At 49.1% G+C, this 11,748-nt stretch carries 12 protein-coding genes; 9 read left to right on the top strand and 3 right to left on the bottom strand.

Annotated features, from left to right (window positions below; genetic code table 11):
- The first annotated feature begins 25 nt into the window (after positions 1–25).
- Positions 26–442 (top strand): hypothetical protein, encoded by a 417-nt coding sequence (locus tag ACN6NF_RS19565; protein ID WP_474319169.1) that lies wholly within the window; start codon positions 26–28, stop codon positions 440–442.
- Between the two features lie 224 nt (positions 443–666).
- Here ACN6NF_RS19565 and ACN6NF_RS19560 read toward each other — a convergent pair whose 3' ends face one another.
- Together ACN6NF_RS19560 and ACN6NF_RS19555 are read right to left on the bottom strand one after the other, a co-directional pair.
- Positions 667–1,794, bottom strand: a complete 1,128-nt coding sequence (locus tag ACN6NF_RS19560) for an SGNH/GDSL hydrolase family protein (RefSeq protein WP_474319168.1) — start codon at positions 1,792–1,794, stop codon at positions 667–669.
- Positions 1,795–2,004: 210 nt separating this feature from the next.
- On the bottom strand, positions 2,005–2,718 hold the full coding sequence (locus tag ACN6NF_RS19555) for a GT-D fold domain-containing glycosyltransferase (RefSeq protein WP_474319166.1): 714 nt from the start codon (positions 2,716–2,718) through the stop codon (positions 2,005–2,007).
- A gap of 215 nt (positions 2,719–2,933) precedes the next feature.
- On the opposite strand from ACN6NF_RS19555, the gene ACN6NF_RS19550 reads away from it, so the two are divergent.
- The 5 genes from ACN6NF_RS19550 to ACN6NF_RS19530 are packed head-to-tail and all read left to right on the top strand — an operon-like array spanning position 2,934 to position 7,973.
- Positions 2,934–3,641, top strand: a complete 708-nt coding sequence (locus ACN6NF_RS19550; protein WP_474319164.1) for a glycosyltransferase family A protein — start codon at positions 2,934–2,936, stop codon at positions 3,639–3,641.
- Positions 3,642–3,660: 19 nt separating this feature from the next.
- Positions 3,661–4,641 (top strand): polysaccharide biosynthesis protein, encoded by a 981-nt coding sequence (locus ACN6NF_RS19545; RefSeq protein ID WP_474319163.1) that lies wholly within the window; start codon positions 3,661–3,663, stop codon positions 4,639–4,641.
- A 2-nt stretch (positions 4,642–4,643) separates the two neighbouring features.
- Positions 4,644–5,993, top strand: coding sequence for a nucleotide sugar dehydrogenase (locus ACN6NF_RS19540; RefSeq protein ID WP_474319162.1), 1,350 nt, complete (start codon positions 4,644–4,646; stop codon positions 5,991–5,993).
- Positions 5,986–6,861 (top strand): class I SAM-dependent methyltransferase, encoded by an 876-nt coding sequence (locus ACN6NF_RS19535; RefSeq protein ID WP_474319160.1) that lies wholly within the window; start codon positions 5,986–5,988, stop codon positions 6,859–6,861. Before ACN6NF_RS19540 ends, ACN6NF_RS19535 begins: the two co-directional genes overlap by 8 nt.
- A complete protein-coding gene (locus ACN6NF_RS19530; RefSeq protein WP_474319158.1) occupies positions 6,858–7,973 on the top strand; it encodes a tetratricopeptide repeat-containing glycosyltransferase family 2 protein in 1,116 nt (371 codons plus the stop codon). Before ACN6NF_RS19535 ends, ACN6NF_RS19530 begins: the two co-directional genes overlap by 4 nt.
- Here the strand turns inward: ACN6NF_RS19530 and ACN6NF_RS19525 are convergent.
- A complete protein-coding gene (locus tag ACN6NF_RS19525) occupies positions 7,965–8,843 on the bottom strand; it encodes a DUF72 domain-containing protein (protein ID WP_474319156.1) in 879 nt (292 codons plus the stop codon). The genes ACN6NF_RS19530 and ACN6NF_RS19525 overlap by 9 nt on opposite strands.
- A 264-nt stretch (positions 8,844–9,107) precedes the next feature.
- Between ACN6NF_RS19525 and ACN6NF_RS19520 the strand changes: the two genes are divergently transcribed.
- The 3 genes from ACN6NF_RS19520 (at position 9,108) to ACN6NF_RS19510 (ending at position 11,653) form a co-directional block, all read left to right on the top strand.
- Positions 9,108–9,893, top strand: a complete 786-nt coding sequence (locus ACN6NF_RS19520) for a class I SAM-dependent methyltransferase (protein WP_474319154.1) — start codon at positions 9,108–9,110, stop codon at positions 9,891–9,893.
- A gap of 23 nt (positions 9,894–9,916) precedes the next feature.
- A complete protein-coding gene (locus ACN6NF_RS19515; protein WP_474319153.1) occupies positions 9,917–10,927 on the top strand; it encodes an MBL fold metallo-hydrolase in 1,011 nt (336 codons plus the stop codon).
- 90 nt (positions 10,928–11,017) lie between these two features.
- Complete coding sequence (locus tag ACN6NF_RS19510; protein WP_474319396.1) at positions 11,018–11,653, top strand: NAD(P)-dependent oxidoreductase; 636 nt, start codon at positions 11,018–11,020, stop codon at positions 11,651–11,653.
- Positions 11,654–11,748 lie beyond the last annotated feature (95 nt).

Below are 11,748 nucleotides of genomic sequence, written 5' to 3'. Positions count from 1 at the left end.
ATCTTGCAATTTGGAGGGATAAGGTATGGGTTTTTTTCTGGATATGAGAAGCTCCACCAATTCATCAAAAACAGGTGAGGGCCCCGATATTCAATTGGGGCCTGTACCAGAGCGATTCGGTATGATTACGCTGCGAACCTATCTTGTGCCGAGTCCGATTGTGACTTTTAGTGGTTCGATTGGTCTGATCGGTGAGCTTGGTGATACGTATGCGGTTGAAATTGTACGTGGAGCTAACTATGATCCGAACGAGGTAGTCTACCGCGCTGAGGGGGTATTGGGCGTGAATGGAGCTAATGAAACGCAAGCTTTTAATGCACAGGATTTGTCCGCTCCCTGGGCAATACAAACGGTATATTCTTCTTATATTTCCGGTGTTTCGACTACTGTCCGCAATGGTCCGGAAGTATTCACGGGTATCGCTTCAACTCCGTTTTTGTAAAATATATCAGACAAGTATTCTCCGGTTCAGAGCTCGCTGCCTGTTCATGGTCTTCCTATGATTAGGCGGCTGCGCTTTAAGCCTAGCAGCCACAGCCTGGGGCAGACATTTGCCGCAGGCTTGTGGCTGTCTGTGCTCCTTAACAGCACCGAAAACATAAATGATCTGGTTGTGGTGATTACTTCATGGTGTGTACAACAGAGTTGATTTGCTTTTACGGGCTGCTAATTCTTTAAAATTTCTCGCAAATACTGAGTCAACTCGTCTGCCGCTTTGGTATGGGCGAGGAGTCCAGGATGGCTGCGAGACCCTATCGTTTCTTCTGTCGTGTTCGGCAGTTGGAATACAGACACATTGCGATCCCTCGTTTTTTTCTTGTACGCATCGACCGCCCGATAGATCGCAGACATCATCGGAGTACCAAGCATCCCATAGGCCCACACAATATGGGCAGTAGGATTGCAATTCCGAAGCTTGACAAGAAAGCGTTCGGTAGCGTTTTCAAAAGCTTGTACGTCTCCTTCATTAAATGTGCCATCCTCATTCAAACGTTGCTTATACACTTTCCCACTTATTGGGTCTGTCCATGCTGGAGAATAAAAGGCTCCACCGTCATTAGTCCCCAAGTTCACTACGACCACGTCCGGTTGCCAAGAGGTAAAATCATGATCGGCAAATGCTCCTAATGCTTCATTTCTCTCTCCGGTGAGCACACCGCATACCTGCTCATAATATGCCGGTATGTTCCCATGTGGATTGTTATCCCAGCTTGTTAGCACACCCCATCCGCTTTGTGAGAATACTCGGTAATCCGCATTCAGTGCCTCGGCTGTTATGGCTGTATAATTGCGTAGGGCCGTGAACAGCATAGGAACCCAGTCGGTCTCCTCCTTCGCTCCAATCGTTCCTTCTCCCGAAGTAATGCTGTCCCCGATAAACTCTATTTTGAGGGGCTTATCAGGGACCGGTAGTAATTCTCCGTCAACCTTTAGGGCATGAATTTGCAACAAGCAGCGCGGGTCCGAGCTCATAGGCTGGACATCCTTGACGAGACGGACATTTTTGACCGTGTCAGAGTTCAATCCTCTCAAAAGGCAGATCCAATGCCGACCAGCGGTCACCATCAGACGACTCATCGGGACACCATTGATGACAATACTGATCCAGGGCTCATACACCTGATAATCGGCTTCTATTTCAATCCATAGCTCTGAGCCTTTCATATTTAATTCAATGCCGCTGCCTGTCCAAAATAGAGTAAGAGGTGTAAGTGTTGGCGTAGTTCGGCCATGAACCTTTACATGCTTTGCTTTTGCGAGTGGAAATGTCTTCAATCCCTTGTTATGCGACATATTCAACATCCTCCTCATAATCTCGAATGAATGCTAGTTTCTGTAATATTGTAAAAGAAGTGACAGGTAATCTCAAATCTATTTTTAAGTAAGTTTAGATCAGTAATGGATAGCAAAAAGCACCAGCAGTTTTCATTTTGCTGATGCTTTTTTTGATATACGGAGCCCCAATAACGAAGTTAATTTTTTTCAGACTATTACTTTTATTCTTTAATTCGCTTTGCCGAACATGACGATATTAATCGCCTTGCCGAAGTCTATACCTACTTTGCCAGTTAATTCTGCCGTTTTTTGCGCCAATACTACTGCATTGACACCACAAGAGAACAGCGCAATATCAAAGTCATCTTTATGTGTTGCGATCCACCCGAGTGTTTCCGGCATCTGTTCATATTGATGAAATGCGAGCGTGTGCGCGATATGCAGCCCGTACGGCTCGGCCTCAAGAACAGGCTTTACTTCAGCGGCCGTCCGGGTCACCAGCAGAATGCGCCGATTTTTCAAGATGTCCCAGAATGCGGGTGTCTCCGCCAAATATCGATTCAGGCAGGCATGGCAAGTCAGCGCAGGGGAAAGAGCATAGTGAGCAAAGACCTGATCGGTCAGCTCCCGCTTCATATAGGATGGTGCCTTAATAGACTCGTCATCATATGGCAAAATGCCTGCGACGCTGGCTTTGTTCACTGCCTCTGCCACTGCGTCTCGTAGTTCCGTATTGGGCAGAAATAGTCCCTTTTGGCCGAGATTGGCTTTGACCGCCCAGCGTTCCTGTAACACCTTTTCCATCGGCCAGACGGTGTCTTGAGCCAATACCAAATTTTCGCCATCTCCAATACGTATGAGTGAGAAGGGATGGTGCTGATCGAGTGCCAGCTTCAAACGTTTCAATACCTCGTCAATCTCCAGATACTTTGGATCCGTCATATCCTGTTTCCTCCCTGTCAGTCCTGCTTGTTCAACTTTTCAAATAGAGCAAAAAACTTCGTATTCTATCATATGTCGAAAGTTAAAAGGTTTTTGTATGAACGGCTATTCTTTTTCGATTCTACCTATTTTTGCGAGAGTTGTTGCATCTGTACGTGCCGTTTCAGGAGCGTCTTCATAACTTGAGAGAAGACGGATGAAAGGGAGGAAGATCAATGAAGCGCAAGATTGTGATTGAAATTAATTTTAATAACTATGGGATGAATCCCAACCGCCTGACACGTGAGTGGATCAGCGAGCGATTGGATATATTCAGAACCTTTACGCTGTGTAGTCTGCTCAATCAGACGAATGCCGATTTTTTATCTGTCGTCAAGCTGGCGGGTGGATGCAGCGACATTGTGGAAGAGGAACTGGCCCAACGGGAGCCCATTCCTGAGCACATTCGTTTTGGTACGAGCATTGAAAGTAAGCGTCGTATCCATGCGTATATCGAAGGCGCGGACGAACTGCTCATTGCTAGAATTGATTCCGATGATTTGTACCACCAATCCTTTGTACAGCAATTACATGATTACAAGTTTCAACCGGATACGGTTGCGCTGGTAAATCAAATGGGTTACTTGTGGGATGCGGTTGAGGGGCAGATGGCACCTGTGTTTCACCACTCGCCTTCCTTCTATGTGTTCCGCTATCAAGTAGAGGAATTTCTGAATGGTTACCGTGTCGTTATTCCTGGGAAGGGTACGCACGGATATGTAACGGAGCTGCCGCATGAGGTGATCCCGCTTCGCAACTATGTGAATGTCATTCATGCCGCCAATACTTCGGTGAAAAAGGTACCGGCGAAGGATCGACTTTCAGAAAATGAAATGAACGCGGTGCTGGCTGAATTTTTGGGCACAGGCATTGCCAATTCGTAACCGTCAGGAGGAGATTATATTGTTCAAAGGAAAAAAACTGCTGGTGACCGGAGGAACGGGATCTTGGGGGCAACGCCTGACGGCTGAATTGCTGAAGGAGGAGCCGACAGAAATTCGTATTTTCTCACGCGGTGAATTTGCACAGATTGCCATGGAGCGGCAATTTCAGTCTGATCCCCGGCTAAATTTCATGATTGGAGATATTCGGGACCTTCAGGCATTACGGGAGGCTTGTCGCGGGGTAGATTATGTGTTCCATTTGGCAGCACTAAAACATGTCCCTGTGTGTGAGAAACAGCCGGAAGAGGCTTTCAAGACGAACGTACATGGTACGGAAAATGTGATTCGGGCCAGCATAGAGCAGGGAGTCGCCAAGGTCATTGATGTCTCAACAGACAAGGCGGTAGACCCGGTGAATGTATATGGCATGACGAAGGCGATTGGGGAAAGATTGATGATCCGCGCCAACGCCTTAAGTGAGCGTACTCGCTTTGTGTGTATTCGTGGCGGCAACGTGCTCGGAACGAGTGGAAGTGTCGTGCCTCTGTTCAAACGCCAGATCGCGGAAGGACAGGATTTAACGCTGACGAGCCCAGATATGACACGTTTCTTCCTCACGCTCGGAGAGGCGATTGGCTTGCTGCTAAAGGCTTCTGTTACGGCGATTGGTGGAGAGACGATAGTCATGAAAATGAAGGGTTGCAATATTGCGGATTTGGCAGAAGTGATGAAGGAACAGGCGGGACAGCCTAAGTTAAAAGTGAAGGAAATTGGTATACGTGGTGGGGAAAAGCTGCATGAGGTGCTGATTTCACCCTATGAGGTGCCGCACACGTATCGCTATGATGATCGTTATTTTGTTATTCTTCCCCAGCAAGCAGACGAGCGCTTACTGAGCCAATATGGTGGATTGGAGCGGGTGAGCTTCGAACAATATCGCTCGGACGATGAGTTAATGGATCGCGCTGGAATTGCTGAGTTACTGCAAGGTATGGAGTAACGATGAAAGAGGTGGGTATTTTGCAGCTTATGGAAAAAATCACAAAAGGAACGGTAAAGGTGGCTGTGATCGGCCTCGGTTATGTAGGGCTGCCCATGGCAGTGGAAATGGCAAAGGCCGGTTATGATGTATATGGTGTGGATTCCGATCCTGTCAAAGTAGCCAAGTTGCTTCAAGGAAAGTCGTACATCATAGATATTGGCGATGATGCATTGGAAGGTCTGATCGGGCAGCAATTGCATCCAGTTACGGATATGAAGGTGCTGGAGCATGCGGATATCGTCGTGATTTGTGTGCCTACGCCGCTGACGGACGGACATCAGCCGGATACGTCCTATATTGAGACGGCCATTGATCAGGCTATACCTCATTTGCGTAGACAAACGCTGTTGATTCTGGAAAGCACCACTTATCCGGGAACGACCGAAGAACTGATTCGGCCAGTGATAGAGCAGCGAAGGGGATGGACAGTGGGTAAGGATTTTTATGTGTGCTTTTCACCGGAACGTGTCGATCCGGGCAGCGTCCATTTTAACATTCGCAACACTCCTAAGGTGATTGGCGGTTGCACACCGGATTGTCTGGCAGCAGGAGCAGGTTTTTATGGTTCTTTTTTGGATCAGATTGTTCCGGTTAGCTCGACAACTGTAGCTGAAGCCGCCAAGCTGTTTGAGAATACGTTCCGCAGTGTCAACATTGGAATGGTTAATGAGCTGACAGCGGCGTGTGAGAAAATTGGCATCAATATATGGGAGGTACTGGATGCAGCGGCAACCAAGCCGTTCGGCTACATGCCTTTCTATCCAGGACCAGGTATTGGGGGACACTGTATCCCGGTTGATCCGCTATATTTGTCGTGGAAATCGGAGCAGCACGGTTTTCCATTGGAATTCGTAGATCTGGCAGACCGCATGAATCGACGTATGCCGCTGTATATCGCGGAGCGAATCGAATCCATGCTCGCTCAGGAAGGGAAAGCCATAAACAAAGCCAACATCATTCTGGCAGGTGTAGCCTACAAAAAGGACATTGATGATGTTCGGGAATCCCCAGCGCTTGTCCTGTTCGAGCATCTAACAAAATTGGGTGCCTCGGTTAGCTTCACCGACCCATATGTATCGAGTTTTAAGCTGAACGGTGAAGAAATCCCATCGCGGACGGCAAATGCCCAGCTGTGGGAAAGTGCAGATATCGTAGTCATCACGACAGACCATTCTGTGGTGAACTACCAACAGTTGGTTGACCATGCTCCGCTGGTCTTCGACACACGTAATGCGACTGCACATTGCACAGGTGGACATGTCGTGATCTTGGGGCAACCCGGTGACGGAGGGGGCGCCGCTGTTGGCTAACCGTGATCAGGTAAACGAACGTTATTACGGGCAGATCAATTCGGAGGAATCCCATGAAGCCACGCGCAATAGAATTCACTGGATTTGCCGCCATGTACAGGGTCGTACCGTGCTGGATGTTGGGTGTAGTCAGGGGATCACGTCCATTTTGCTCGCGCGGGAAGGCTTTGAGGTAACGGCCATTGATTTGGAAGAGGACAGCATATCTTATGCAAAAAAAGAACTTCGTCAGGAATCTGCACCAGTCAGAGGACGAGTCCACTTTCAGTTAAAGGACATCTCACAATTTGAACGTCCTCCCGGTGGATTTGACACTATTATTCTAGGAGAGATTTTGGAACATTTTGCGCATCCCGACACTCTGCTGGCTCATGCTTACCGGTTGTTGAATAAAAAGGGAACGCTCGTCCTGTCTGTACCCTATGGATACCATCCATTTCACGATCACAAACGAACTTACTATGCCGGAAGTCTCTCCCGTGTGCTGTATCCTTACTTTACAGAACAAGCGCTGGAGGTACACCATAAATATTTATGCTTTGCAGGTCGCAAGAAGCCGAAAGAGCTGCGTGAGGCCAAGCCAGGGACAGAGCAACTGAATGAATGGATGAAGCTGGATGAGGAGCAGTTTCAACGGGTAGAGCAGCAGCATGTTCGCAAAATGAATCAGCGAAAAGCTGCACTCGACAAGGCGGTACAGCGAATCCGGCAACTGGAGCAACAACTGTTGCCGTTGGAAAGGGTTACGCGTACCGAACAGATAGACAAGGCGCAGGCTGAAAGGAGAGGTGCATATACTGATGGCGAGTCTACCGGAAAAACAACGGAAGAATCAGCCAACGGTAAAGGGGATGACGTGAAGTCATGACTGAGCATCCAATGACCCTCAGCTTGTGTATGATCGTAAAAAATGAGGAGCAGACTCTGTCCCGGTGTCTGGATTCGGTCGCAGACCTGATGGATGAAATCATCATCGTGGACACAGGATCGACGGATCAGACGAAGACGATAGCAGCTCGCTATACGGATAGGATCTATACGTTTGAATGGAAGGACGATTTTGCCGCCGCTCGTAATGAATCGTTTGACAAGGCTACGTGTTCCTATATCATGTGGCTGGATGCGGACGATGTGCTATTGGAACCCGATCGTGAACGTCTGCGTTCCTTAAAGCAGCGATTATCTAAGCATATTGACGCGGTGGTGATGCCACTTCACTTGGCAGAGGGTGAGCGGGGCGAACTGTTGTTCACCTCACGCCGTATACGACTTGTGAAACGGGAGCAACAATACCGCTGGGAAGGGCGTCTGCATGAGGATCTGGTGATACCTCAGGGGCAAATCGTGCATTGGGATGTAGCAGTGACACATCGCCGAATGCACGACCATACGCTCCGTAACCAACGTATTCTCGCCCGGTGGATCAGCGAAAGCGGCAAGCTGGAAGGGCGTCTGCTGTATTTTCACGCTAATGAATGCTTTGACCGCAAGGCATATGCCGAGGCCGCTGAGGCCTTCGACCAGCTGCTGGAGGAGCCGAGCGGCTACCGGGAAGATCGCATTACTGCTTGTGCGCGAGCGGCTGAATGCTATCTCCATCTCGGGAAGCCCGAACAACAGCTGGATCGTTTGTTACGCTCTTTTCGATACGGGGTACCGCAAGCAGACCTGTGCTGCATGATCGGGGACTGGTTTTTCACAAGAAATGAATGGAGTACTGCCGCATACTGGTATGAAAGAGCATTGGAGCAACAGCATCATCTTCCTGGTATGAGACCTGTCCCACTGCCATGCTACTCTTGGTTACCTCATGTACGACTCAGTCATTGCTACGCCCATGTAGGTAAGCTGGAAGCTTCGTATGAACACAACCAAGCCGCTTTACGCTGTTTACCTGATGATCCGCATTTGCTGGATAACGATCGCAAGCTCAGAGAGGCTATGTCCAAACTTTCACCCACAGCCCGGCCGTCAAAATAGCTCTAACTGCTCGGGTCCGTGGTCCGCTTCAGGTGGCTTGCGAGGTGGAAAAGGCTTAGGCTCCATGCCCAGCATGGTCATGAGTTGCTTGGCGTTGGCAGCGGCGTCTCCACCTGAGTTGTTGTTGAATATAACGCATACCTCACGGCTTTGCTGCTCCAGTTCCAGCAATCTGTCTTTCCATTCGGTCAATTCCTGTTCATTGTACCGATACAGATAACGAACCTCTCGCCAATTAGGCGCGGAGCTTTGATTCCAGCCTGATATGTTCCGTCCGTGGAGACGTACGATGGTCAGGTTGCTGTCTGTAGCCTGCGGCACAATGGGAACTGACCCGGGACCTGCCTGCGGCTCGTCGCATACGCTATGTATCCAGCCTTCTTCATGCATAAATGCCAGCGTCTGCTTCCGAAAATCAGGTGTGAACCAGCTTTGATGTCTGAATTCAAGTACGGATGGGACCTCTCCCATCCTATTTTTCGTGTCTCGCAATATGGCGACATTCTCACGTGTACAGTCGAACCAGGGCGGGTACTGAAACAGCACGGCTTTGAGCTTGCCCGCTTCGCGAAGAGGCAGTATGGATGCATGCAACGCTTCATACATCGCATCGGTTGTTTGGAAGTAAGGCTGTTTGCCGCGAGTATGTCCAGTCATGCCTTGATAGGCCTTGACGAGAAATGAAAAGGAGTCCGGAGTTTCCGCCGCCCAGCGTGCCATACGATCCGTAGGCTGTACCGCATAAAAAGAACTATCCATCTCTACTACCGGAAAATGGCTTCCATAGACCCTTAGTTTTTGGTTAGCTTTAGTGCCCGTAGGATACAAGTCATCGTGATCGCCCCAACCCGTCAGTCCAATTTGAATCATAACTTTGCCGCTCCTTTCCTGCATGAAACCTCTCTAAAGGCATTCCCATGATTCATTTTAATGATAAAATGGGGTAAATCACATGAAGTTGGTATGAGGTTCCTATGATTATTTAAGCTCAAATACGGTTATTGTAACATGCTCTCATGACAGGAAGCTTGGTGCTTTTGCAAAATGCTTATTCGTAATGTTTTTGAGTTTCCAGTATGAAAAAGCTAATATAGTATGTAATAGAGCGAAATGAGTTCATGGAGGAGAAACGATATGGCAGAATGGTACGAGCAAAGCTTTGGGGAAGATTATTTATTGGTTTACAAGCATCGCGACTTTCAGGGAGCCTATCAGGAAGTGCAAAAAATGATCTCCTGGCTCAAATTACCGCAAGGCTCCAGCGTATTGGATTTATGCTGTGGGATGGGACGTCATTCTCTTGCGCTCGCCGATGCAGGGTATAAGGTGACGGGTGTGGACCTTTCCAATGTACTGCTGAGAGAGGCGCATGCAGCGGATTCCGAAGGGCGGGTAAGCTGGCATCAAGGGGATATGAGAGCGGTGCCGCTGGATGAAAGCTTTGATGCGGTGGTCAATTTGTTTACCTCCTTTGGTTATTTTGAGAAGGATGAGGAGCAGCTTAAGGTATTAAAGGAAATTTATCGGCTATTGAAACCGGGAGGCCGTTTTATTATAGATTATTTGAACCCTTCCTACGTAGCTGCACATTTGGTCCCGCATTCGTCCCGGGAGGATGAGGGAAATTGGATTGAGGAGCATCGGGTCATTGAAGATGGATTTGTGAAAAAGCAAATTGCCATTCGGTCAGCCGCATCTGTGACGACCACAGAAGCAGCCTCTGAGCTGGGTGCCACTCATGCTGACGCAGAACCCGCGCGTGTGTACTATGAGCGAGTAAAGCTATATCCGTATGAAAAGTTCCGTGAATTGCTAGAACAAGCCGGGCTATCCGTAGAACAGGTGCACGGAAGTTATGATGAAGATCAATATATAGAAGATGCTTCGCCCCGAATGATTTTTGTCGGTGTGCGGGCTTGAAACAGAAGGGCGGATGGGAAGCCATGAAATTGCCAGAGCTTACGCCGTGTGAGCGAATAGACGGAGGCTTTCAGGTCAAAATATCCATGTCTTTTCCGCTGCGCTGGGTAAATAGCTATGTGCTCAAGGGACAGCACGGTTTTACAATTGTAGACCCAGGTCCGCGCAATCTGGATACAGAGGCAGAATGGGCATATGTGTTCCAACAGCTGGGCATGTCCTTTGGGGATATCTCGGACATTGTGGTGACTCATCATCACCCGGATCATTACGGATTGGCGGGGTGGATGCAGCAGCAAGGTCAGGCTCGCGTACATATGTCAGCTCGCAGCCATCAGGAAGCGATGATGATGTGGGAATCTCCAGAATTGACGACCGCTATGGAGAAGAGGCTGCCCAGCTTTTTTGTCCAGCATGGCTTTCCTTTGGAACAGGTATCAGCCTTGGAATTACATATGCAGCAGGCTTATTTGCAAGTGAATCCGCAGCCTGAGATTACCTTCATTCCTACCGGAATAGACGCTCGTCTGGAATTAGGCGGACGCAGCTGGATGCCCGTAGAGACTGGAGGGCATGCGCCTGGACACGTGTCCTTATATGAGCCGAATAGCGGCGTTATTCTGTGCGGTGACGCAGTGTTGCCGCAGATTTCCCCTAATATCAGTCTGCTGCCCGGTAGTGACTCCCAGCCGCTGAAGTCTTATATAGACGGCTTGCAGCGTCTAGCTGAGCTAGAGGTCGCATGGGCATATCCCGGACACCGCAATCCGTTTGGGTATTTTCGCGAACGGACGCAAGCATTGCTGGCGCATCATGAAGAACGGCTGGAGAAATTCTGGCAGCTGATTCCACCAGAAGGCAGCACAGCCTATGAGCTGTGCATTGCCGTGTTCGGCGACAAGCTGGGTATTCACCAGCTAAGGTTTGCCATGTCCGAGACACTGGCCCACCTGGTGGAGCTGGTGCGCCGTGAACTAGCCTCTATGAGCGAGACGAGTCCCATCACGCGCTTTTATCCTCTTTGCTATCAATAATGGCCTGGAGTTAACGAGCGAGTATAGTGATATGACAATGCAACATGACAGAACAACATGAACGGCATGTATGCCGGGAAAGAGGCCTTTATGAATTTGCTGCTGCTGGGAGCTACCGGACGTGTGGGCCGTTTTATATTAGATTATGCGTTAACGGATGGTCATACCGTAACTGCCCTAGTTCGTTCACCGGACAAGTTGAAGGATTTTGCATCCCAAAACGGGACACAGCTGCAAATTGTACAAGGTGATGCCACCAACGCGGAGGATATAGTACAAGCGCTGAAGGGCGGGCCAGCAGTTGTGATCAGTGCGCTGAACACAGATGGAACCACCACCTTATCCGTTAGTATAGGTCTGTTGATCCGGCTGCTGCAGGAGCAGTCCATTCACCGGCTCATAACGGTAGGAACGGCAGGGATTTTGCAAAGCCGGACCGAACCGAGCCTGTATCGGTACGAGTCCTCCGATACCCGGCGACGCAGCACCCGTGCGGCCGAGGAGCACCGGCGAGTGTACGAATTGCTGCGTGAATCGGCACTGGATTGGACCATCGTATGTCCAACCTATTTGCCAGATGGCGGACGTACAGGTGTATATCGCGTGGAAAAAGACTTTCTACCCGAAAACGGCTCACAAATTTCCACTGCGGATACAGCTGATTTTACCTATCGTCAATGGACAAGTTGCGATTTTATCCGCACAAGGGTGGGCATTGCCTATTGATCGTGGAACGCAAAACATAGCTTCATTTATAAGCATCCAACCAGAGCGTAATAAGTGTATCTACTTATGCTGCGCTCTTTTTTATTTGACAAACA

Source organism: Paenibacillus sp. TSM33, assembly GCF_056099025.1.
Note: the sequence above shows the minus strand (reverse complement) of the source record. Positions and strands in the feature narration are given on the sequence as shown.